At 32.0% G+C, this 24,086-nt stretch carries 28 protein-coding genes; 22 read left to right on the top strand and 6 right to left on the bottom strand.

The window, feature by feature from the left end; genetic code table 11:
- Window position 1 precedes the first annotated feature (1 nt).
- The gene (locus QU666_RS00475; protein WP_021770243.1) at window positions 2-2,470 is read right to left on the bottom strand and encodes a CoA-disulfide reductase; all 2,469 of its coding nucleotides are present in this window, start codon (window positions 2,468-2,470) and stop codon (window positions 2-4) included.
- Between the two features lie 33 nt (window positions 2,471-2,503).
- Entirely contained in the window at window positions 2,504-2,716 is a 213-nt protein-coding gene (locus tag QU666_RS00480) for an AbrB/MazE/SpoVT family DNA-binding domain-containing protein (protein ID WP_036071990.1), read from the bottom strand.
- A 508-nt stretch (window positions 2,717-3,224) separates the two neighbouring features.
- Between QU666_RS00480 and QU666_RS00485 the strand changes: the two genes are divergently transcribed.
- The 22 genes from QU666_RS00485 to QU666_RS00590 all read left to right on the top strand — a co-directional run bounded on the left by QU666_RS00485 (window position 3,225) and on the right by QU666_RS00590 (window position 20,629).
- On the top strand, window positions 3,225-3,509 hold the full coding sequence (locus QU666_RS00485; protein WP_021770241.1) for a BMC domain-containing protein: 285 nt from the start codon (window positions 3,225-3,227) through the stop codon (window positions 3,507-3,509).
- A gap of 59 nt (window positions 3,510-3,568) precedes the next feature.
- Complete coding sequence (locus QU666_RS00490) at window positions 3,569-3,844, top strand: BMC domain-containing protein (RefSeq protein WP_006805317.1); 276 nt, start codon at window positions 3,569-3,571, stop codon at window positions 3,842-3,844.
- Between the two features lie 26 nt (window positions 3,845-3,870).
- Complete coding sequence (eutS, locus tag QU666_RS00495; RefSeq protein ID WP_021768725.1) at window positions 3,871-4,221, top strand: ethanolamine utilization microcompartment protein EutS; 351 nt, start codon at window positions 3,871-3,873, stop codon at window positions 4,219-4,221.
- 2 nt (window positions 4,222-4,223) lie between these two features.
- Window positions 4,224-4,655, top strand: a complete 432-nt coding sequence (locus tag QU666_RS00500) for a EutP/PduV family microcompartment system protein (protein WP_026745881.1) — start codon at window positions 4,224-4,226, stop codon at window positions 4,653-4,655.
- A 19-nt stretch (window positions 4,656-4,674) separates the two neighbouring features.
- Window positions 4,675-5,442, top strand: a complete 768-nt coding sequence (locus QU666_RS00505) for a BMC domain-containing protein (RefSeq protein ID WP_021768724.1) — start codon at window positions 4,675-4,677, stop codon at window positions 5,440-5,442.
- Between the two features lie 2 nt (window positions 5,443-5,444).
- Entirely contained in the window at window positions 5,445-5,741 is a 297-nt protein-coding gene (locus QU666_RS00510; protein WP_299573832.1) for a BMC domain-containing protein, read from the top strand.
- Window positions 5,742-5,792: 51 nt separating this feature from the next.
- The gene (locus QU666_RS00515; protein ID WP_021768573.1) at window positions 5,793-7,259 is read left to right on the top strand and encodes an acetaldehyde dehydrogenase (acetylating); all 1,467 of its coding nucleotides are present in this window, start codon (window positions 5,793-5,795) and stop codon (window positions 7,257-7,259) included.
- Window positions 7,260-7,276: 17 nt separating this feature from the next.
- Window positions 7,277-8,062, top strand: a complete 786-nt coding sequence (locus QU666_RS00520; protein WP_021768572.1) for an ATP--cob(I)alamin adenosyltransferase — start codon at window positions 7,277-7,279, stop codon at window positions 8,060-8,062.
- A 20-nt stretch (window positions 8,063-8,082) separates the two neighbouring features.
- On the top strand, window positions 8,083-8,718 hold the full coding sequence (eutD, locus tag QU666_RS00525; RefSeq protein WP_021768571.1) for an ethanolamine utilization phosphate acetyltransferase EutD: 636 nt from the start codon (window positions 8,083-8,085) through the stop codon (window positions 8,716-8,718).
- Between the two features lie 27 nt (window positions 8,719-8,745).
- A complete protein-coding gene (locus QU666_RS00530; protein ID WP_021768570.1) occupies window positions 8,746-9,390 on the top strand; it encodes an ethanolamine utilization protein in 645 nt (214 codons plus the stop codon).
- Window position 9,391: 1 nt separating this feature from the next.
- The gene (locus tag QU666_RS00535; RefSeq protein WP_026745886.1) at window positions 9,392-9,661 is read left to right on the top strand and encodes a EutN/CcmL family microcompartment protein; all 270 of its coding nucleotides are present in this window, start codon (window positions 9,392-9,394) and stop codon (window positions 9,659-9,661) included.
- Window positions 9,662-9,665: 4 nt separating this feature from the next.
- Window positions 9,666-9,974 carry a hypothetical protein gene (locus QU666_RS00540; RefSeq protein ID WP_021768569.1) on the top strand — a complete coding sequence of 103 codons (309 nt, stop codon included), beginning with the start codon at window positions 9,666-9,668 and terminating at the stop codon, window positions 9,972-9,974.
- A 17-nt stretch (window positions 9,975-9,991) separates the two neighbouring features.
- Window positions 9,992-11,110, top strand: coding sequence for a 1-propanol dehydrogenase PduQ (locus tag QU666_RS00545; RefSeq protein WP_021768568.1), 1,119 nt, complete (start codon window positions 9,992-9,994; stop codon window positions 11,108-11,110).
- Window positions 11,111-11,131: 21 nt separating this feature from the next.
- Complete coding sequence (locus tag QU666_RS00550) at window positions 11,132-11,710, top strand: ANTAR domain-containing response regulator (protein WP_021768567.1); 579 nt, start codon at window positions 11,132-11,134, stop codon at window positions 11,708-11,710.
- Complete coding sequence (locus tag QU666_RS00555) at window positions 11,703-13,106, top strand: sensor histidine kinase (protein WP_036070081.1); 1,404 nt, start codon at window positions 11,703-11,705, stop codon at window positions 13,104-13,106. The genes QU666_RS00550 and QU666_RS00555 overlap by 8 nt, the downstream gene beginning before the upstream one ends.
- 46 nt (window positions 13,107-13,152) lie before the next feature.
- Window positions 13,153-14,583, top strand: a complete 1,431-nt coding sequence (gene eutA / locus QU666_RS00560) for an ethanolamine ammonia-lyase reactivating factor EutA (RefSeq protein WP_036070079.1) — start codon at window positions 13,153-13,155, stop codon at window positions 14,581-14,583.
- Window positions 14,584-14,613: 30 nt separating this feature from the next.
- Window positions 14,614-15,978, top strand: coding sequence for an ethanolamine ammonia-lyase subunit EutB (locus tag QU666_RS00565; RefSeq protein WP_021768564.1), 1,365 nt, complete (start codon window positions 14,614-14,616; stop codon window positions 15,976-15,978).
- A gap of 13 nt (window positions 15,979-15,991) precedes the next feature.
- Window positions 15,992-16,918, top strand: coding sequence for an ethanolamine ammonia-lyase subunit EutC (gene eutC, locus QU666_RS00570; RefSeq protein ID WP_021768563.1), 927 nt, complete (start codon window positions 15,992-15,994; stop codon window positions 16,916-16,918).
- A 44-nt stretch (window positions 16,919-16,962) separates the two neighbouring features.
- Window positions 16,963-17,616: an ethanolamine utilization microcompartment protein EutL gene (gene eutL / locus QU666_RS00575; protein ID WP_006805299.1), complete on the top strand. Its 654-nt coding sequence runs from the start codon at window positions 16,963-16,965 to the stop codon at window positions 17,614-17,616.
- Window positions 17,617-17,875: 259 nt separating this feature from the next.
- A complete protein-coding gene (gene eutH, locus QU666_RS00580; RefSeq protein ID WP_036070076.1) occupies window positions 17,876-18,973 on the top strand; it encodes an ethanolamine utilization protein EutH in 1,098 nt (365 codons plus the stop codon).
- 72 nt (window positions 18,974-19,045) lie between these two features.
- Window positions 19,046-20,143, top strand: coding sequence for an HAD family hydrolase (locus QU666_RS00585; RefSeq protein WP_036070084.1), 1,098 nt, complete (start codon window positions 19,046-19,048; stop codon window positions 20,141-20,143).
- A 24-nt stretch (window positions 20,144-20,167) separates the two neighbouring features.
- Window positions 20,168-20,629, top strand: a complete 462-nt coding sequence (locus tag QU666_RS00590) for a cupin domain-containing protein (protein WP_021768560.1) — start codon at window positions 20,168-20,170, stop codon at window positions 20,627-20,629.
- Window positions 20,630-20,730: 101 nt separating this feature from the next.
- On the opposite strand, the gene QU666_RS00595 is transcribed toward QU666_RS00590, so the two are convergent.
- From QU666_RS00595 to QU666_RS00610, 4 genes are read right to left on the bottom strand one after another with little or no spacing between them, the layout of a single operon-like run.
- Window positions 20,731-21,501, bottom strand: coding sequence for an ABC transporter ATP-binding protein (locus QU666_RS00595; RefSeq protein ID WP_021768559.1), 771 nt, complete (start codon window positions 21,499-21,501; stop codon window positions 20,731-20,733).
- 1 nt (window position 21,502) lies between these two features.
- Window positions 21,503-22,288: an ABC transporter ATP-binding protein gene (locus tag QU666_RS00600; RefSeq protein WP_021768558.1), complete on the bottom strand. Its 786-nt coding sequence runs from the start codon at window positions 22,286-22,288 to the stop codon at window positions 21,503-21,505.
- Entirely contained in the window at window positions 22,276-23,088 is an 813-nt protein-coding gene (locus QU666_RS00605) for an ABC transporter permease (protein WP_021768557.1), read from the bottom strand. The genes QU666_RS00600 and QU666_RS00605 overlap by 13 nt, the downstream gene beginning before the upstream one ends.
- 2 nt (window positions 23,089-23,090) lie before the next feature.
- Window positions 23,091-24,035, bottom strand: a complete 945-nt coding sequence (locus tag QU666_RS00610) for an ABC transporter permease (protein WP_021768556.1) — start codon at window positions 24,033-24,035, stop codon at window positions 23,091-23,093.
- Between the last annotated feature and the right edge of the window lie 51 nt (window positions 24,036-24,086).

Genomic DNA, 24,086 nt, shown 5'->3' on the forward strand with positions numbered 1-24,086 from the left:
TTTATATAAATAAATTATGATTGGAATTGTCAGCTTCTCCCATATAAGCAGCTACTCCACCATATTCAATATTTTCAAGTAATTCATCTTTTTTTATTCCCATAACCTCCATTGACATTGTACAAGCAATTATTTTTCCACCATTTTTTGTAAATTCAGAAAGTAAGGAATTCAGTGTTTCTATATTTTTCTTTTTCATTATAAAATCAAATATTTTTCTTCCAATTCCACCAAAATTCATTTTTGATACAGGCAATTTTTTAGGACCTTTAGGAAGCATAAAATTAAACATTTTCTCGAGTAGATTTTTTTTATATTTTGTTTTATAATTTTCTTTTTTAAGAGCATTTAATCCCCAGAATGTAAAAAACATTGAAACTTTATTTCCCATTGCGAGAGAACCATTGGCAATTATTAAAGAAGCAAAAATTTTGTCAAAATCTCCACTAAATATGACTAATGTACTCTTTTTTTCTAAAAAAGTTGTAGAAGGACTGGAATTATTCTCAAAAGTATTAAAATTATTTTTTGAAAAAAAACCATCATTTTTTTTACCTTTTTTTATAAAAGCTGATGTTATTCCTTTTTCTTTAATTGTATTTAAAAGGATATTTCCAGTTTTTTGCGTCCAAGCTTTTATATCATTTTCAAAACTTGAATCGTTTGACTTCACTAAAAGAGTCTCACCTTCCTTCATTTCTTGAATTACATTTTTGACTTTCAAAATAGGTCCAGGACATTGTGTTCCGCAAGTATCAAGTATAATTTCTGCTTTATCATTTGTTTCTATTTTATAAGGAATCTTATTTTCATTGTATTTAAAAAAGATTTTATTGCCCTGTTCTTTTGTAGCTGAATAATAAATAGTGGTTCCCCCATTTAAGTTAAAAACTTTAAAGCCATATGAAGTAAGTATTCGCTGGGCATTATAGCCTCTTAGCCCTATTCTACAATAGACAACATATTCTTTTTCTTTGTCAAGTTCGCTTAGTCTATTTCGTAACTCATTTAAAGGAATATTTCTAGCATTTTTTATATGATTGAGCTCGTATTCTTCAGGAGTTCTTATATCTAGCAATTCTTTTCCCTGTAGTTCATTCCATTGCACCTGCTCCATTTTATCAAATACAATATTTTTAGCCATAAATCCAGCATAATTTACAATATCTTTTGCAGAATTGTAAGCTGGAGCATAGGCAAAATCAATATCTCCAAGTTCAAAAATAGACAAATTTGAAAAAATAGCAGTTGAAATAATGTCAATTCGTTTATCCACGCCATTTTTACCAATTCCCTGGGCACCAAAAATTTTTCCTGTTTCAGGATGAAATAAAATTTTTAATACAATATCTTCGGCACCAGGATAATATCCAGCATGATTCCCTTTAATTATTGTCACATTTTTATAATTAATTTTTTCAGCTAATAACATTTTTTCATTTACTCCTGTAGATGAAACTGTTAAATCAAAAATTTTAGCTATTGTCGTTCCGACAGTTCCTTTGTAATATTCTTTTTTTCCAAGAATATTTCCTGCTACAATTCTTCCCTGTTTATTTGCAGGAGCGGCTAGTGGAACAGGAAGGATTTTATCTAAAACAGACATATTTATTTCAACTACATCACCTAAGGCAAATATATCGTTATCGCTTGTTTGGAGATACTCATTAACGGAAATATATCCTTTATCTGTAAGTTTTAGATTGCATTCGTAAGCAAGTTTTGAAAGAGGTCTAACCCCAATAGACACAATAAGCATATCAGTTTTAATTTCTTTTGAGGAAGTTTTTATTGTTATCTTATTATTTTCATCTTTTATAATTTCTAAAATATCAGTTTCTAAAAATAGAGATATATTATTATTTTTTAATTCCTGATGAATAAATGAAGCAATTTCAAAATCAACGGAAGTCATAACTTGTTTTGCTTTTTCAATAAGTGTAACATTTAATCCAATATTAACAAGATTTTCAGCTATTTCAATTCCAATAAATCCAGCACCTATAATAGCAACATTTTTTGGATTATTTTTTTTAATATAATTTTTTATATAATCCATATCTTCTATATTTCTCAATGTCAGAGAGTTGTCTTTATTTAAACCTTTTATGTTAGGGATAAAAGGTTCGGCACCTGTAGAAATAACAAGTTTATCATAATTCTCAATATATTCAATGTTTTTTTTCAAATCTTTGACTGTAATTTCTTTTTTTTCACGGTTTATTGAAATAACTTCACTGTTTATTATTACTTCAATATTAAATTTATTTTTAAAGGTAGCAGGGCTCTCTAATATAAGATTTTGCCTTTCTTTTATAACATTTCCTATGTAGTAAGGAAGACCGCAGTTAGCAAAACTGACATAATTACTTTTTTCAAAAATTTTTATTTCTATATTTTCATCCAATCTTCTAAGCCTTGTAGCTGTACTTGCTCCTCCTGCAACGCCTCCTATTATAATAACTTTCATTTTATATTTCTCCCTTTTTTATAATTTTGTAATTTATTTCTTTTTATCATTCAAGACAATTCGAGCTAATTCCTCTAAACTGTTTGCAACTATTATACGAATTCCTTCTTCCTTATTACCTAAAACAATCAAATTATCTCCAGAATTAATATTAAGTTCTTCTCTAATAGATTTTGGGATTACAATTTGCCCCCTTTCTCCTACTTTAACAGTTCCACATTCAAATTCTTTACCTTTGTATTTCATACTTATATAATTCTCCTTATTAAATATATTTTTCTGATTTATCATATTTATATGTTTATTCTACAACGTTTTTATTTATAAGTCAATATTTATAAAAATATCTAAAAGTTTATAATGGTTTATTCAAATTTTGATAATTTTATTTTGCAATATCTTAACCTTTCATTATATGCTGTTTTTAAATCTACTTATATAAACTTAAATATAATTTTAAATTTTTTTTTGTTATAAAGTATTGACAAAATGAAAAATCATAGTATACTCAATATAGAGCTTATATTACAACGAAGTAATATAAACAAAATAGTAACAATAACAAAATTGCAATTATAAATTAAAATATGGAGTACAATAATATTTTGGAGCAAAGGAGCTTGAAAAATTATTTGATTTTTTAGTTCCTTTTTTATTTTTGCTAATTTAATAATTTATTATATAATTTTAGAGAAGGAGGTGAAATCAAAATTAAATTATTTGTCAAATAAAAAATAATTTTAGGAGGAAAGATATGGCAACATTAAATGCATTAGGAATGATAGAAACAAAAGGATTAGTAGCTGCAATAGAAGCTGCAGATGCAATGGTAAAAGCAGCAAATGTTACATTGATCGGTAAAGAGCATGTAGGTGGAGGATTAGTGACAGTACTTGTAAGAGGAGATGTAGGAGCTGTTAAGGCTGCTACAGATGCAGGAGCTGCTGCTGCAGAGAGAGTTGGAGAATTGATTTCAATTCATGTAATTCCACGTCCACATGCGGAAGTAGAAACTATTTTGCCAAAAGGAAGAGAATAGTATAAATAATTTTATAAAAAAATAAAACTATTTATAAAAAAATTTAGGAGGTAATAACTATGGCAACATTAAATGCACTAGGAATGATAGAAACAAAAGGATTAGTGGCTGCGATAGAAGCTGCGGATGCAATGGTAAAAGCAGCAAACGTAACATTAATTGGTAAAGAACATGTAGGTGGAGGATTAGTAACAGTTCTTGTAAGAGGAGATGTGGGAGCTGTTAAGGCTGCGACAGATGCAGGAGCTGCTGCTGCAGAAAGAGTTGGAGAATTGATTTCAATTCATGTAATTCCACGTCCACATGCGGAAGTAGAAACTATTTTGCCTAGATAAAATAAGTTTTAGAAAGGATTTGTTAAATGGAAGAAGAAAAAAAACAGAGAATGATACAGGAATATGTGCCTGGTAGGCAACTAACATTGGCTCATATAATTGCAAATCCCCAAAGAGATTTATCAAAAAAAATAGGACTTCATGAAAACAAGGTAAATGCTATCGGAATTTTGACAATAACTCCAGGAGAAGCAGCAATAATTGCCGCAGATCTAGCTACGAAAAGTGCTGGAGTTGAAATAGGATTTGTTGACAGATTTACAGGATCCGTTGTAATAAGCGGAGATGTAGGTAGCGTAGATGCTGCTGTAAATGAGGTAGTTTCCTACTTTGCAAATATATTAAAATTTAGCATAACTCAAATAACGAGGTCATAAAATTGAAAAGAATACTTTTAATAGGGAAATCCATGTGCGGTAAAACAACATTAACTCAGAGAATACATGGACTGGATATAAAATATGAAAAAACACAGATGTTAACGTATTCTAACGACATACTTGACACTCCAGGCGAATATATGGAAAATAGAATGCTTTACAAAGCACTAATTGTAAGCTCGTATGATTGTGATGTTATAGGGATGGTACAAGCGTGTGACGAAGAGCATAATGTGTTTCCGCCAGGATTTTCAACAGCTTTTACAAAGCCTGTAATTGGAATTGTAACTAAATCTGATTTGGGCGGAGATGTGAAAAAGGCTTGTGAAATATTGGAAAATGCAGGAGCTGAACAAGTTTTTGTTGTAAGTTCTTATGAAAACGAAGGAATTGAGGAGCTTGTAAAATATTTGGAAGATGCTTCCGAGTAGACAAGAAGGTGATAGATAGATGGATTCATACGGATATGTGGAGACACGGGGGCTTGTAACGGCAATAGAAGCTGCAGATGCCGCCTTGAAGGCAGCTAATGTAACACTTACAAACTGCTATTATGTAAAAGGTGGAATTGTAACCATTGAGGTTATGGGAGATGTAGCTGCTGTAAATGCCGCTGTGGATGCCGCAAGTGAAAGTGCCAAAAGGCTTGGAAATTTCCTGAGCAGTAACGTTATTGCAAGAGTGGCTTCTGAAACAAAGAAAATTCTGATAAGTGATATTGGGAAAAAATCTGATAAACAAACTGACACTGTGCAAAATGATGAAAAAATTATTGAAGAATTAGACAATGAAAATGAAAAAATCGAAGTTGAAATAGTTCCAGAAGAAGTGGTTGAGCAGGCAGTAGATGAAAATTCAGATATTCAAAATGAAAATAAAGTGACTGAAGAGCAATCTGAAGATATTACAGAAAAAATTGAAACAGAAGAAAAACCAGAAGAAGTAATTCAGGAAATAACAGAAAATGAAGAAGCAGAACAACAAAACGATATTATTCAGGAAAATGAAGAAGTTTCAGTAACAGAAACTTTAAAAAAAAAAGATGAAGAAACAAAAGAAGAGATAAAAAAGGCAAAAAAACATTATCAGGACATGAAGGTGGCAGATTTAAAGACAAAAGTAAACAGTCTTAAACTTGGGTACACTTGGAACCAGATAAAGACAATGCCAAAGAAAAAATTAATAGAAATTTTGATAAAAAATAATCAGGAGGAATAGAGATGGCAACATTAAATGCATTAGGAATGATTGAAACTAAAGGATTAGTAGCGGCAGTAGAAGCTGCAGATGCAATGGTAAAAGCTGCAAATGTTACATTAATTGGAAAAGAACACGTAGGTGGAGGATTAGTAACAGTATTGGTAAGAGGAGATGTAGGAGCTGTTAAGGCTGCAACAGATGCAGGAGCTGCAGCAGCAGAAAGAGTTGGAGAATTAATTTCAATTCATGTAATTCCACGTCCTCATACTGAAATTGAGGCTATATTGCCAAAAGCAAGAGTAGTTGAGGGTGAATAAGAGAACTTAAAGTAATCAGACAACAGTGATTATTTATAGAAAGGACAAACTATGGATAAAGATTTGCAATCAATACAAGAAGTAAGAGATTTATTAAATAGTGCAAGTAAAGCATTTGAAGAATACAGTCAGTTCTCACAAGCTCAAATTGATGAAATAGTAAAGGAAATAGCTGAAGAAGCTCAAAAACATGAAGTGGAACTGGCAAAACTAGCTAACGAAGAAACAGGATTTGGACGTTGGGAAGATAAGGTGCTAAAAAACAGATTGGCATCAGTTGGTGTATATGAAACTTTGAAAGATCAGAAGACAAAAGGAATAATTTGTGAAGACAAAGAAAATGGAATAACTGAAATAGGAGTTCCAATGGGTATAATCGCGGCTTTAATTCCATCAACAAACCCAACTTCAACAACAATATATAAAATAATGATTTCATTAAAAGCAGGAAACGCAGTAATTGTAAGCCCACACCCAAATGCGAAGGACTGTATAATAAAAACTGCGGAATACTTAATAAGAGCTGCAGAAAGAAAAGGAGCTCCAAAAGGATTAATTGGAGTTATAAAGACTCCTACATTACAAGCAACACAAGAGCTTATGAAACATAAAAAGACTTCATTGATTTTGGCAACAGGTGGAGAAGCTATGGTAAGAGCTGCTTACAGTTCTGGAACGCCTGCTATAGGAGTAGGACCTGGAAATGGACCTTCATTTATTGAAAGAAGTGCAGACATTAGAAAAGCAGTTAAACGAATAATAGACAGTAAGACTTTTGACAATGGGGTAATCTGTGCGTCAGAACAGTCAATTGTTACAGAAGAAGTAATAAAACATCAAGTTGTTGATGAATTGAAACGACAAGGTGCATATTTCTTGAATAAAGATGAAAGAGAAAAAGTTGGAAAAATTCTAATGAGAGCTAACAACACAATGAATCCGAAAATAGTAGGGAAAACAGCTTTGTATATAGCTGCAATGGCTGGAATAACAGTTCCTACAACTACAAAAGTACTTGTTTCTGAAGAAACAGAAGTTTCTCATTTAAATCCATATTCAAGAGAAAAATTATGTCCTGTATTAGGATTTTATACAGAAGAAACTTGGGAAAAAGCATGTGAAAAATGTATAGAAATTCTTGAAAATGAAGGAATTGGGCACACAATGTCAATGCATACAAACAACGAAAATATCGTAAGAGAATTTTCATTGAAAAAACCAGTTTCAAGATTACTTGTAAATACACCTGCGGCACTTGGAGGAGTTGGAGCAACAACTAACCTTATACCTGCATTCACATTAGGATGTGGAACAGTTGGAGGAAGTGCAACTTCTGACAATATAGGACCTTTAAATCTAATAAATATTAGAAGAGTAGCTTATGGTACAAAAGAACTGGAAGAATTGAAAGAAGAAGGTTCATGTGTAAATACATGTTCGGTTGATAATTCACGAGTAAATGAAAACGAAATTGAAGATATCATAAGAAAAGTATTGGACGGAATTATAAAAAAATAGATAGGGTGTGATAAAAAATGCCTGTTATAACAGAAGGAATGCTTAGAAAATTAGATAAGGAAGGGCAGCTTGAAAAAGTACAAATAACTGAAAAAGACATTCTCACACCATCAGCAAGAGAGTTTTTAAATGTAAAAAAAATTGATTTTAGAATCAAAAAATCACAGGAGCAAGTTGTAAATAATGGATCAGATGATGTAAACAAAGTTAAAGACTCTCCCGCTAATACTTCTGAAGAAAAAGTTGTCAAAAAGAGAGAATACAGAGATTATGTGACAGGGGCTATTTATGATAAAAAGCCTGAATTCATGACTCAGCTTTTTGGGGATAATTTAGTTGTAAAAAATCATAAAAGAATCATTTTAAGAGGGAAATTTGATATTTTACAAGCTGAAATAATAAAATATTGGAAAAAGTATGAAAAAAACAAGAAGCTGGAAAGCGACTTTGCACAGACATATAGATTTGTACGGGACTTATTTATAAGCGAAATGACCGATACACCATTTCAGGAAAGAGATGTTCTTGGATACGATATTGACACATTAAAGGATATAACTCACAATACAATAAAATATTATAAAACAGGACATTTGTTTGAAATAAATATAGATTTTGATGAATCGGTTATTGATATAAATTATTTGAGAGCTTTGTCAAGGGAATGTGAGCTTTCCGCAGTAGACGCTTTTTACAAGGAAGGAAAAGTGGAAAGGCTGGATATGCTAAAAGCATTAAATCGTTTGAGCAGTATATTGTACTTGATGATGTTAAAAGCGAATAACGGAGATTATAAATCATAAGCTCCGAATTGGGAGATATTATGGATAGAAATGAATTGGAGAGAATAATAAGAGAAAAATTACAGGAAATAATGGGTGCAGAAAAAGATGATACCTTTATGGTTGAGGCTTCGGGACGACATGTACATCTTACAAAGGAACACGTAGAAGCACTTTTTGGAGAAGGTTATGAATTGACTCCTGTAAAGGATTTATCACAGCCAGGACAATTTGCAGCTAAGGAAAGAGTTAGGGTAATCGGACCAAAAGGCGAATTTTCCAATGTTGCAATATTAGGACCATGCAGAAATTTTTCTCAAGTGGAATTATCACTTACTGACTGCCGTGAAATTGGAGTCAAGGGAGTAATAAGAGAAAGTGGAAAAATCGAAGGAACACCCGGAATATTACTAGGTGTAGGAGATAAATATGTGCATCTGGATAAAGGTGTTATTGTTGCCAAAAGACATATTCATATGACAAGAGAAGATGCAGAAAGATTTTCTGTAAAAGACGGTGAAACTGTAAAAGTAAAAATTCACAGCGACAGACCGTTAATATTTGATGATGTTTTGATAAGAGTAAGGGACAGCTTTAGACTGAGCATGCATATAGACTTTGATGAAGCCAATTCTTGCGGATATATTTCAGGAGTGACTGGAAGTATTGAAAAGTAGCTCTAAAAAATATGATGAGGAGATAAAATGGATACTCAAAATTTGATAGAAGTGCTTGCAAGGGAAGTGTTAAAGGAGATTGCAAAAAGGGAAAATGAAAAATCAACTGAAAATCATGAGGTAATTTCTAAAAAATCTGTAGTAACAGCTTTTTTGGGAAATGATGAGGTTTTGAAGGATGAACTTAAAAATGAAACATCCTTTATGGATAATGTAAAGCTAGACAGCACATGGGAAGACGTTAGACAAAATGAAAATAAAAAAGTACTTGTAGTATCGACTCTTGGAATAAATGATTTAATAGATCTTTCACAAGGTAGAAAAAGTATTATGACAGAGTTTCTTTTTAATGATTCACAAGTTATTCTTGTAGAAGAAGGTTTGGAATATAAAAAATATACTAAGCCTGCTGCGTTAATTAATCTTTACGACGAATATCTTGAGAAAGTAAAGGAATTTGGAATAAAGGTTGTGAAAAGAACAGAAGTTAAAAATATTTTTTGTGCAAAAGAAAAGGTTTATTTGAAGGGATTGATAACAGAAAGCAGACTTAGAAAGCTAGGATTAAAAAATCAGATGCTTGAAGTTGATGCAAAATCTAAAGTAACTTCCCTTGCAATGGATTATATAAAAGAAAATAGTATTGAATTATACTATGAAAGAGGACAATAGTATGTTAATTGGAAAAGTTGTGGATAATGTCTGGGCAACAAGGAAGGATGAAAAACTAAAAGGATTAAAACTTATGGTAGTTGAAGTAGAAGGAACTGGCGAAGGGCATGGAAGTAGAAAAATGGTAGCGGCAGATTACATTGGATCTGGACAAGGTGACAAGGTAATAATTGTTACAGGAAGTTCTGCAAGACATATATTTGACGCTGAAACTCCTGTGGATGCAACTATTGTAGGAATAATAGACAGTTTGGAGTCGGAAAAGGAGTAAAAAAATGAAAAAAAGATTGATTACGGTAAAAAATCTTTCTGAATTTGTTCAAAACAAGGAATTAGTGGTTCAGGCTGATATGATTATTACTCCCGGGGCAAAGGACATAATTAGGGAACAGGGAGTCGAAGTAAGATATGAAAAATCTTTCTGTGAATCAAACTGTGAATCAGAAAACAAAGTAAAAAATGAAATAAAAAAAGACTGTGAAGATTTAGAAAGAAAAGTTATTGAAATACTTGTAAAAGATTATAAAATAACAGATTTTGAAACAGTCCAAAAAATATTATCCAAATTAAAAGAATTACGATAAGAAAGGAAGTGGATTCAATGGGGTTATTTCAAATAAAACCGGATATTCATTATGGTGCTAATTCTTTGGATATATTAAGAACACTGGAAATGGAAAAAGTATTTTTAGTTACAGATGAAAATATGGTAAAACTAAAAGTTACAAATAAAGTTGTTAATATTTTAAAATCACGGGAAATAGAAACTAAAATATATTCGGATGTAAAGCCTGATCCCACTGATGAGGAAATTATAAACGGAATGCTGGAATTAAGCGCATATAATCCTGACTGCATAATAGCACTTGGAGGAGGTTCCCCAATAGATGCCTGCAAATCAATGATTTATTTTACAAATCAGATAAAAAAAGCAATTGGACAAAATAAAAAGCCAAAATTTATTGCAATCCCTACAACGAGCGGAACAGGGTCAGAAGTAACGTCTTATGCAGTTGTTACAACAAAAGATAAAAAAATACCACTAAGTGACAGTGAAATGCTGCCAGATATAGCAATCTTAAATCCAGAATTTATAAAAACTCTTCCACCATCAATAATTGCAGACACTGGAATGGATGTTTTGACACACGCCATAGAAGCATATGTTTCAAGATCTAGAAATCTGTTTACAAATACACTTGCACTAGGAGCAATAAAAACTGTTTTTGCTGATTTGGTAAGCAATTTTGAAAATCCTGCGCTGGAAAGGGAAAGAATTGATTTACAGATTGCTTCGTGCATGGCAGGAGTAGCATTCAGCAATGCAGGATTAGGAATAAATCACAGCATAGCACATTCGCTAGGGGCAAGATTTCATAAGCCGCATGGACGGCTTAATGCAGTAATAATGCCAAAAGTTATAAAGTTTAATGCACAAAATAAGAATGCGGCAAGATATTACCGTGAAATTGCTGAAGAGTTGGGATTTACACCTAAAGAAGATGCAGAAGGTGTGGAAATACTAGCAAAAGCCATCAAAATGAGAGCGGCTAAAATGGGAATACCAAATAATTTAAGAGAACTAGGAATTCCGGAGGAACAATATTCTTCTGAAATGGAAAGTATCGTTGATCAGATAGAAAATGATCTGTGTACAGGGGAAAATCCTAGACGATTTAACAGAATTGAAATGAAGCAGTTATTGAAAGATTTATATTAAATTCGAGGAAAAGGAAAAAAAATGAGAAAAATAATAGTTGTAGATGATGAGCCGATAACAAGGATGGATATTTGTGAAATACTTAGAGAAGCCAATTATGATGTAGTTGCGGAGGCAGGTGATGGATTTGATGCAATAGAACAGAGCAAAAAATATAATCCTGATTTTGTAATAATGGATGTCAAGATGCCAATACTGGACGGATTAAAGGCAGCGAAAGTAATAAGAGAACAAAAATTGTCTAGAGGTATTGTTTTACTTACAGCATATTCCAATAAAGAATTTATAGAGGAAGCAAAAAATATAGGAATAATAGGATATATAGTGAAACCCATCGACGAAAAGTCCTTTATTCCTAACCTGGAGATTATATTTAACAAACAGGAAGAATTTGAAAAACTGGAGAAAAAATATTTGAAAACAAGTCAAAAGCTGGAGGATAGAAAAAAAATTGATATAGCCAAAAGTATTTTGATGAAAACAAGGAATTTTACTGAAAATGAAGCATATGAGTACATAAGAACACTTAGTATGAACAAAAGGTGCGATATGGGAAAAATAGCCGATATTATAATTTTATCTGGAGATGAAGATGCTTAGAACGATATGTAAACAATATACGGAGCTTTCAAATAAAGATATTGAAAAGCTGGAGAAAATATGTGAAGGGCTTCCAGTTATGAGCAAGTTATTAAAAGCAGACGTATTTATTGATTGTATGACTGAAAATAGAGATACAGCGATTGTAGTTGCCGAGGCAAATCCAAGAAGAGGTTCGAGCTACACTCAGAGTGTTGTAGGGAAATTTGCCTATAGAAAAAATGAGCCTGCGGTATTAAGAACGCTGGAAACTGGACATCCATCACGAGATTATAAGGCATTGACACAGGAAAATAAAAGCGTAACACAGAATGTAGTGCCTATAAGAAGTGATGAGGAATCTGGAGAAATAATAGCTGTTCTTATAGTCGAAGAGGGCATGAATGAGGAAAATATTAATAAAGAACTGAGTTTTCTTAACAATGCAACCGATGATATTCTTATGAGCTCTGTTGGAATGTTGCGGGAACGTAAAATAATCGACTACATCAATGATGGAATTATAATTTTTAATGAAGAAGGTCTGTGCATATACGCTAATTCCAGAGCAAAATATGTATACAGAAAGATTGGCTATAAGGATTTTTTCCTTGGAGAAAAATTTGATAATATAGTAATTGATGATGTTGAATTTGAGGATGTGCTAAGTGGAAAAGTAAGTGAAAAATCAGATGTAAACATATCAAATATGGTTTTGAGTTTGGAATATATCCTGGTAAAGGAAACGAAAGATGTTAAAAATGTCGTTTTATTTATAAAAGATATTACAGAAATTAAAATCAAGGAAAAGGAACTGATTTTAAAATCAGTTGCAATTAAAGAAATTCATCACAGAGTAAAAAATAATTTACAAACCATTGCAAGTTTGCTTCGGATACAGGCAAGAAAAACAGATGATAAAGCTGTAAAAGCGGCATTTAGTGATAGTATAAACAGAATATTAAGCATATCAGTTACTCACGAATTACTTGCTCAGAATGGACTAGATGAATTGGAAATAAAGGAAGTTATAAATAAAATTCTGAAAAATTCGGTAAGAGAAAATTTGGAAGGACATTTAAAACTAAAAATAGATGTAATCGGAGATAATTTTGAAATCAATTCGGACAAGGCAACAACAATTGCACTTATAGTAAATGAACTTGTGGAAAATTGTATAAAGCACGCTTTTAAGGGGCGTAGCAGAGGACATATAACAATTAAAGTAAAAAGTGGAGAGATGAAATCCCGTATTTTCATAAGTGATGATGGGATTGGAATGGACGAAAAGAACTTTGAAAAAGGGAGTATCGGATTGCAGATAGTGAAAAGTCTTGTAAAGGAAAAACTTTATGGGAATCTGGATATAAAGACTGGTAGTAAGGGAACTGAAATCAGTTTTGGGTTTGAAAATTGATTTATCTTTATATTAAATATTAATGAAGACAAAGGAGTCTTGTATAATGATAGAAGAAATATTAAGTGTAGGAATAGACATTGGAACTTCTACTACTCAGCTTATTTTCTCAAAAATTTATATAGAAAACAGAGGAACTGCATTTACAGCGCCTCAGCTTAAAATAATAGGAAAAGAAGTTATATATAGAAGTGACATTTATATTACTCCGCTGGAAACTGAAACAAAAATAGATGCAAAAAAGGTTAAGGAAATAATAGAATCTGAATACAAAAAAGCCAATATTCAATACAAAGATGTTTCGACAGGGGCTGTAATAATAACAGGAGATACGGCAAGAAAGGAAAATGCCAAGGAAGTACTGCAAATTCTTAGTGGAATGGCAGGAGATTTCGTTGTTGCGACAGCAGGACCTGATTTGGAGAGCATTATTGCTGGAAAAGGTTCGGGAGCTTACGGATATTCTGATGAGAAAAATACAAGTATCGTAAACTTTGATATTGGAGGAGGAACTACAAACATTGTAGTTTTCAACAGAGGAGAAGTGGAAGATACAACCTGTCTTGACATTGGAGGACGGCTTGTAAAATTTGATGAAAATGGGAATACACGTTATATTTTCAAAAAAATGTACGATATTGCTGCTGATGTAAATGTAAAATTGGAATTAGGCAGAAAAATAAGCGAACAGGATTTGAGAAAAATAACGAGAAGAATGGCACAGCTTATTCTTGAAAGTATTGAACTTTTGCCAAAAACAGATTTGTACCATAAAATAGTAACATATAAAGATTTCAGAAAACATAATGGCAACATTGAGCATTATTCATTTACTGGAGGAGTTGCAGATTTTGTTTATGGAAAAACTGAAAAAGACTTTTACAAATATAACGATATAGGGGTAGTGCTTGGAGAAGAACTGGTAAAAGTTCTAAAAGAGTTAAATATAGAGCCTCTAAAATTAAGTGAAACAATTGGAGCGACAGTAGTTGGTGCAGGAAGCCATACGACAGAGATAAGTGGAAGTACAATAACTTATACTGAAGGAATTTTTCCAATAAAAAATATTCCTGTACTGAAAATGTCTGAGGCAGATGAGCAGTTGCCAATTAATGAACTAGGAAATATTATTGAAAGTAAACTAAACTGGTTTAACTCTGAAAGTGAAATTGAAAATGTGGCACTTGCCTTTAAAGGTAAACACAATATGGCATATACTGACATAATGGAGCTATCTTCAGTGATTTCAGATGTTATAAAAAGGAAACATGACAAGACTCACCCTGTAATCGTTATAGTTGAAAATGATATGGCAAAAGTATTGGGACAATGTATGAAATTGGAGCTTGATGATTACGATATAATTTGCATAGACAGTGTAAAAGTGAGAGATGGAGATTATATTGATATAGGAGCGCCACTAGGAAATGGAAATGTATTACCTGTTGTAATAAAAACATTGGTATTCAGTTATTAAATAAAAAATTTAGAGAGGTGGCATGTAACAATGGTATTAAAAACTAAATTATTTGGACATACTTATGAATTTAAATCTGTAAAAGATGTACAAAATAAAGCGAGCGAATTTAGATCAGGAGACGAACTTGCAGGAGTAAGTGCAAGTACAGCAGAAGAAAGAGTGGCTGCTAAAGCTGTATTGGCTGAATTGACATTGGCAGATTTAAGAAACAATCCTGCAGTACCTTATGAAGAAGATGAAGTTACAAGAATCATACAGGATGCTGTAAATGAAAAAATTTATGGAGAAATAAAAAACTGGACTGTAAGTGAATTAAGAGAATGGATTTTAGATTCTCATACAAGTGGTGACGACATAAAGAGAATCAGTAAAGGTCTTACAAGTGAAATGGTAGCAGCAGTTGCCAAACTTATGAGTAATATGGATCTTATTCAAGGAGCAAGCAAAATAAGAATTAAAAAATTCTGTAATACTGAAATAGGTGGAGAAGGAATACTTGCGACAAGATTACAACCTAACCACACTACTGATGATCCAGATGGAATTATGCTTTCAACTTATGAAGGGCTTAGCTTTGGGCAAGGAGATGCATTGCTAGGATTAAACCCAGTTGATGACAGTGTTGACAGTGTTATGAGAGTATTGCACAGATTTCATGAAATAAAAACTAAATGGGAAATTCCTACACAAATATGTGTATTGGCTCACGTAACTACACAAATGGAAGCAGTTAGAAGAGGAGCACCTACAGACTTGATTTTCCAAAGTATTGCAGGATCTGAAAAGGGAAATGAAGCATTTGGTATAACTGGAGATATGATTCAGGAAGCAAGAGATTTGGCATTAAAACATGGAACAGCAACAGGACCTAACGTAATGTACTTTGAAACAGGACAAGGTTCAGAATTATCATCAGACGCACACCATGGATGCGATCAAGTTACAATGGAAGCAAGATGTTACGGATTTGCCAAAAAATTTGATCCATTTATCGTAAATACGGTTGTTGGATTTATTGGACCAGAATATCTTTATAACAGTAAACAAGTAATAAGAGCGGGGCTTGAAGATCATTTCATGGGTAAACTTACTGGAATCTCAATGGGAGTTGACGCTTGCTACACTAACCACATGAAAGCGGATCAAAACGATATTGAAAACTTGAAAGTATTATTAACAGTAGCAGGATGTAACTACTTTATGGCTATTCCTGCAGGAGATGATATAATGCTTAACTATCAAACATCTTCTTATCATGATGATGCTACATTAAGAGAACTATGTAACAGAAGACCTATAAAACCTTTTGAACAATGGTTAGAAAAAATGGGAATAATGAAAGATGGAAAACTTACAGATAGAGCCGGAGACGCTTCAATTTTCTTAAAATAGGGAGGAAAAATCAATGTTATCAGAAAGAGAACTAAAAGATGTAATCGAAAAAATAATAGGTGAAATAAAAGTAAATGAACCAGTAACAGCTGTGGAAGAAAAAGCACCAGTTGTCAGTACAAGCTCAGTTTATATCGAAAGTGGAGATGAGCCACGTGAAAATCCACATATTGTAAACGGAGAAGTAAGAGATATTGGACAAATAAACATAAAAGATCAAATGCTTGTGGATAACCCTGAAGACAGAGAAGAATATATGAAGTTAAAACAAAAAACATCTGCAAGACTTGGAATTGGAAGAGCTGGAACAAGAATGAGAACAGAAGTTCTGTTAAGATTAAGAGCAGACCACGCTGCAGCGCAAGATGCCGTGTTCAATGACGTGCCTACAGAATTTCTTGATGAGCTTGGATTGTTTGAAGTTACTACTGAATGTGAAAGCAGAGACCAATATATCACACGTCCTGATTTAGGAAGAAGAATTTCTGAAGAAGGAATAAAGACAATAGAAGAAAAATGCAAAAAAAATCCAACAGTTCAAATATTATTGTCAGATGGATTAAGTTCAACTGCAGTTGAAGCAAATGCAAAAAACATAATTCCTGCATTGTTAAATGGGCTTAAAGGATATGGAATTGAGACAGGAACACCATTTTTTATCAAATATGGAAGAGTTGGAGCAGGAGATCACGTTGGAGAAATTTTAAATGCTGATGTAGTTTGTATATTAATAGGAGAACGTCCTGGACTTACAACTGCAGAAAGTATGAGTGCCTACATTACTTACAAGGCTCGTCCTGGAATTTCTGAAGCAAAAAGAACAGTTGTTTCAAATATTCATAAGGATGGAACTCCATCTTCAGAAGCAGGAGCTCACGTTGCTACATTAATTAAGAAAGTAATTGATGCAAAAGCAAGTGGACAAGATTTAAAATTATAAATTAACTTAATAAAAAATAAAAATAAAAAACTTTAGGAGGAACAATGAAAGGCGATAGATTAAAAGCAAATGTACTAGCTGTAAGATTAATTCCAAATGTAGATAATGATATGGCTAAAGAGCTGGAATTACCTGAAGGACATAGAAGTATAGGAATTATAACAGCAGATTGTGATGATGTTACATATACTGCACTTGATGAAGCTACAAAAAAAGCTGTAGTTGATGTAGTTTACGGAAAATCATTCTATGGTGGAGCTGCAAATGCGAATACAAAACTTGCAGGAGAAGTAATAGGAATATTGTCAGGGCCTACTCCTGCAGAAGTAAAAAGTGGACTAGCTGCAGCAGTTGACTTTATTGAAAACGAAGGAGCATTCATAAGTGCAAATGATGATGATAGCATTGCATATTATGCACATTGTGTATCAAGAACAGGAAGTTATTTATCAAAAACAGCAGGAATTGCAGAAGGGGAATCATTAGCATACCTAATAGCACCTCCACTTGAAGCAATGTACGCTTTAGATGTTGCATTAAAAGCAGCAGATGTAAGTTTAGTTGCATTCTTTGGACCGCCTTCAGAAACAAACTTTGGTGGAGCACTTTTAACAGGAAGTCAGTCAGCATGTAAAGCTGCGTGCGATGCTTTCGCTGAAGCAGTAAAATCTGTGGCAGATAATCCATTAAATTATTAATGAGTAAATCATTATTATAAAATAGAATTGCCTTGTAAATTTTTAACATTATTTCCATTAAATAAATAATTATTTTGATTAGGCAATTCTATATTTTTCTAAAATATTTGAGAAAATCCTTATAGTAAAATATAAATTTTATTTGTAGTTTTAAAAATCAAATAAAAAATATTTTATAAGAAGTAACAAAAATATAATATAATTTTGAGTATTTTCACTTAAAATAGAAGATTTGAGTGAAATTTGGGAGGAATATAAAATGGGAATAGATAAAATAATAATTATTATTATGACTATTTTTATGGCAATAGGTGGAATAGATAAAATATTTGGAAATAAACTGGGGTATGGTGAAAAATTTGAAGAAGGAATAATGGCTATGGGTTCACTTGCGGTTGCCATGGTTGGGATTATTTCTTTAGCACCAGTTTTAGGAAATCTGTTGACACCAATAGTAGGACCAATTTATTCAGCGTTAGGAGCAGACCCAGCTATGTTTGCAACAACACTTCTTGCAAATGATATGGGAGGAGCTCCACTTGCATTAGGAATGGCTAAAAATCCTGAAGCAGGTAGATTAGCAGCATTTATCTTAGGTTCAATGATGGGACCAACTATTGTGTTTACGATACCAGTAGCATTGGGAATAATTGAAAAAGATGATAAACCGTTCTTAGCAAAAGGAATTTTGGCTGGAATTACTACAATACCATTAGGAGTATTTGCAGGTGGAATAGTGGCTGGATTCCCAATAGGGCTAATTTTAGTGAATTTGATACCAATAATAATTGTTGCGGCGTTAATTATTTTAGGATTAATTTTTATACCTGAAAAAATGACAAAAGGATTTGCAGTTTTTGGACAAGCAGTAGTAATTATAATTACAATAGGACTAGTAGCTTCAATAATTGAAGCATTAACAGGATTTGTAGTAATTCCTGGAATGGCTCCAATAACAGATGGATTAGGAACAGTTGGTGCAATTGCAATAGTACTTGCTGGAGCATATCCGTTAGTGCATTTTATTACAAAAGTATTTGGAAAACCACTTGAATTATTAGGAAAAGGACTTGGAATGAACGAAGCTGGAGCTGCTGGATTAGTTGCAACTTTAGCTAACAATATTCCTATGTTTGGAATTTTAAAAGATATGGATGCAAATGGAAAAGTTATGAATATTGCCTTTGCAGTAAGTGCTGCGTTCGTTTTCGGAGATCACTTAGGATTTACAGCTGGATTTGATGGTGGAAAATACACTCAAATGATTTTCCCAATGATAGTTGGAAAATTAGTGGCAGGAGTAACAGCAATATTAGTTGCAAAAATATTATTCTGTAAAAAAGAATCTTCAAAATAAAAAATATACCCAAGGAGATGAAAGATGAAATTTAATGTGAAAAAATTAATTGGATTATTGGCATTTTTAGTTATGGCATTGGCATTATCAGCTGCCAATTTAGATGAATTAAGATGGGTTCCCAAAAATAGGGCAGCCTTATCAAAACTTATTGATGAAAATAAAAATCAAGGAAATTATGTAGTTTTTGACTGGGATTATACATCAATTTATCAAGATACTCAAGAAAATCTGTTTAGATACCAAATAGATAATTTGAAATTTGAAATGACACCTGCTGCCTTTTCAAAGGCAATTAGAAAAGATATTCCATTAGATAATTTTGACAAGGAATATTCAAATGTGAATGGGCAAGCTATTAATATTACAAAAATAGCAAATGATTTAGATAAAAGATATACTTTCCTTTATAATAATTATATAAAAGATAAAAAAATGTCTTTGGAAAAAATAAAAGCGACAGAAGAATTTAAAGACTTTAGAGGGAAATTGGCATTTCTTTATGAAGCAATAGGTGGAAGTTTCTCTCATGATATTGCTTATCCATGGGTTCTTTACTTGTTTGACAATATGACTGTAGAAGAAGTGCAAAAATTGGCAAAAGAAGCTAATGATTTTGGAATAGGAAATAAACTTGGGAAATATGTTCTTGAATCAAGTGATAAGTTGACAGGTGAAGCTGGAAAAGTTAGATATGAATATAAGAGTGGATTAAGAACTCAGCCTGAAACAGCTAACTTATTTCATGAATTTGAGAAAAATGGTATAAAAGTGTATATAGTTTCAGCGTCTCTTGAAGATATAGTAAAAGTTTTCGCAAATGATAAATCTTATGGGTATAATTTGAGTGCTGATAGTGTTTATGGAATGCGTCTTGAAATGAATGGAAATAAATATAGAGCTGAATACAAACATGGTTATCCACAAACACAAACTAAAGGAAAAGTTGAAGTAATAAACAAATACTTAAAACCAAAACATGGTGGAAAAGATCCTATTTTAGTTGCAGGTGACAGTATAGGAGATGCTAACATGCTTTCTGAATATAAAGGTACAAAAATTTTACTTCTTATGAAAAGAAAAGGAAAACTTGACGACTTAGCAAAAGATCCAAGAGCATTAATTCAAATAAGAAGCGAACAAACAGGATTATTCGTTCCTGAAAATTAATATAGTAATTTGGGAGGAAGAACAATGGATTTAAAAAATTTAGACAGAGAAACATTAGAAAAAATACTTAGAAAAGTAGTACAAGAAGAATTAAAGAGAAAAGTCGGAGGATTTGAAAAACATATTGATAAAAGTGGAGTAGGAGTTGTTAAAATTCCTTCAGTAAAACCTGAAAGATTTGATACTGGAAATCCTAACGACAAAGTGTTCTTAACTGATGTATTTACAATAGAAGAAAGTGGAAGATTGAGTTGTGGAGTTATGGAAATGGAAGAATCTGCATTTGATTGGGAATTGAACTATGATGAGATAGACTATGTAATAGATGGAACATTAGAAATCATAGTTGATGGACGTAAAGTTACAGGAAACAGGGGAGATGCTATTTTAATCCCTAAAGGTTCAAAAATAAAATTTAGTGCTCCTAACTTTGCAAGATTTTTATATGTAATTTATCCTGCAAATTGGCAAGATACTTGTAAATAAGATAATAAATACCCCTAAATAAAATAGAGGCTGTTAATCACTACATTGTGCAAAAGTGATAACAGCCTTTTGTGTTATTTAACTGGGAAATAAAGATAAGTTTATTGAATAGTTTCTATAAAATTTACAGCCTTTCCCAAAATACGTTTTATTCGTTCATTTTTTACTATGACAGGAGAATCAAGATTTTCAATAATATCGGCTATTTCTCCATTTTCTATTATAGCTATTTTGTCGCATAGGTAATAGCAAGCTTCAAAATCATGAGAAATAAAAATGTATGTTAAATTCATAGTTTCTTTTAGTAACCCGAGCAGTTCAAGTATTTGCTCCTGAATGATAGGATCAAGACCGCTCACAGATTCATCAAATATGATTATTTCAGGTTCCAGTATTAATGCTCTTGCGATACAGACTCTTTGTAGCTGTCCTCCGCTTAGTTGAATGGCTTTTTGTGACATAAATTCAGGGTTAAGTCCTACTTTTTCTAAAAAATTTTCTGCACGTTTTTTCATTTCCTCGTATGAAAGTTCTTTTTTATAATGTATTTTTAAAGGTTCAGTCAAAACTTCCTCTACTGTATATTTTGGATTTACTGCCCCAAAAGCATTTTGAAAAACTAACTGAATTTTACGATGAATTAAGGATAATTGCTTTTTATTGATATTTTTATATGATATTTCATTAAATATGATATTTCCTTCATCAAAAGATTCCAGTCCTACAAGCAGTTTTGCTAATGTACTTTTTCCTGAACCACTTTCTCCCATAATACCAAGACATTCATTTTGTGAAACAGATAAATTTATTTTGGACAAAATGGCTTTTTTATCATAGTATTTGCTTACATTTTCAATTACTAATTTTTTCATATTAAATTCCTTCTTTTTTGTATCTTGTGTAGCGTTTTCTCAATATTAATGATTTCCCGTAGTCACTTTGAGGATTTTTTAACATATCAGAAGTATTACCTTTTTCAATCAAATTTCCATTTTTCATAATAATTATTTTTCCGTCAAGTTCTTTTGCGAGATTGTAATCGTGAGTAATTACTATAAGTGAAGTGTTTTGGGATTGCAGATTTTTTAGTAATTCAGTAACTTTTTCGGTATTATAATAATCAAGGGCTGAAGTAGGCTCGTCGGCTATCAGCAGCTCAGGTTCCAGTTGAATCATCATGGAAAACATGATTCTTTGTAACATTCCACCACTTAACTGGAATGGATATTTTTTCATTAGTGCTTCTGGATTTGGAAGATTTAATTTTTTCATTTCTTCAATCATTTTATTTATACATTCTTTTTTTGATAAGCCAAGCCTGCTTTGAAACAGCTCCACAGCGTGAGATTCGACATTTTGAAAAGGATTAAAGACAGCCATAGGATTTTGGGAAATATATGAAATTTTTTTACCTCTGTATTTATTCCATTCCTTTTCTGATATTTTTAATAAATCTTTTTTATCAAAAAATATATTCCCGTTTATATTGGCATTATCAGGCTTTATTCCTATTAATAGTCTGGAAAGCATTGTTTTTCCTGAACCGCTTTCACCGATGATAATAAGAGTTTCTCCCTTTGGTAATGTAAATGAAATGTCATTTAGTATTATTTTGTTATCAATACTGACTTTTAGTGCATTTATATCTAATTTTTCCATAATTTTTTAATTCCTTTATTATCAAAAGTTTCTCCTAACAGGTTAAATGTTAAAACTGTTATGAATATAGCAAGTCCTGGATACAGTACCAGCCCTGGAATTCGTCTGAAGTAAGGTTTTGCGTCGTTTAGCATCATTCCCCATTCGGATATGTTTGGCTGTACTCCTATTCCTAAAAAGGAAAATCCTGAAATCATTAAAATTATATTTCCAATATTCATTAGGGCTGCGATTAGAACAGGCTTGAAAACAAAAGGGAGAATATGTCTTCTTATTATAAAAAAAGGTGAAGCTCCGATTGCCCGTGCTGCCTGAACATACTCCTGCTGTTTGACACTAGAAACTGTATTTCTTAAAATTCTTGCATAGTAAATCCATTCAATAGCACTTACAGCAATTACAATATTTCCTATTCCTTGTCCTAAAATACCGACAAATGCCATTGATAAAAGAAAACTCGGAAAAGCCATAAAGACATTTACAATCCATAAAAATATTTTATCCAGCTTTCCTTCAAACCAGCCTGCCAAAATTCCTATAGGAAAACTTATACATAATGTAACAACTGTAATTAGACCTGAAATCATGAGTGACAGCCTTGTTCCGTAGATTAACCTTGAAAGAACATCCCTTCCCATATGATCTGTTCCCAGCTTATGAATTTTGCTTGGAAGCTGAAGTTTTTGTGAAATATCAGTAAACTGTGGATCATAAGGAGCAAGTAAAGGTGCAAAAATAGCAATGAAAATCAATACAGCAAGTAATGATACTGAAAAATAAAATAATTTTCTTTTTTTCATAATTACAATACACCTCCAGCTTTGGATTTTTCTTTTATTCTTAATCTTGGATCCATATATTTCACAAGTGCTTGAGTAAATTCATTTACAATAATAGACATTATTCCAAAAAACAAAAGACAAATTTGAATTAATGGAAAATCTCCAGTTTTTACAGCTGTAGTAAATAATTTTCCAATACCAGGCCAAGCAAAAATTTCTTCAATTAACACACTTCCTGTCAGTAAATACATAATATTTGAACTTAGAACAGTAATAATTGGAATAGATGTATTTCTCAGTAAATGGTTAAGAATTATTCTTTTTTTTGAAACACCTCGAATAATTGCATTTTCAACATGAGTTTTATCCATTTCTTCAAGTATATTTTTTCTTATAAAAAAAGTTGTCTGTGCAATTAAGGGCAGTACAAGTGTTATACAAGGCAAGATAAAATTTTTCCAGTCGCCTCTTCCTGAAACAGGCAGGATTTTTAATGAAACTGAAAAGAAAATAATTAGTATATAGCCTAGCCAAAAAGTAGGAAGAGATACTCCTGCGTATGATAAAGCTTGAACTGTATAGTCAAAAATTGTATTTTTCTTGATTGCACTTAAGACTCCTAATAAAGGAGATAATATAATTAAAATTACAAATGAAAAAATTCCAAGCTGAAAAGTTGGAACAATAGCTTCATTTACAAGTTCTATAACAGGAGCTTTTTTTGTATATGATATTCCAAAATCGCCTTTTAATATATCTGTGAGCCAGTTAAAATATTGAATATATAAAGGTTTGTCTAATCCTAAATTTTTTCTAGCTGCTGTTAATGTTTCAGCAGTTATGCTTACATGAGATGCCCTTAAATAATTTTGGGCAGGATCTCCTGGCGACAGTTTTACAAGGAAAAATGTAATAACTGATATTGCCAGAAAGATTGAAAATAATGATATTAATTTTTTTATCACAAAATCATCCCTTAAAATTGAATATTTTAAACCTCTCCAAAACCCAACTTT

The sequence above is a fragment of the Leptotrichia sp. HMT-225 genome, from assembly GCF_030644325.1.
Classification (GTDB): domain Bacteria; phylum Fusobacteriota; class Fusobacteriia; order Fusobacteriales; family Leptotrichiaceae; genus Leptotrichia; species Leptotrichia massiliensis.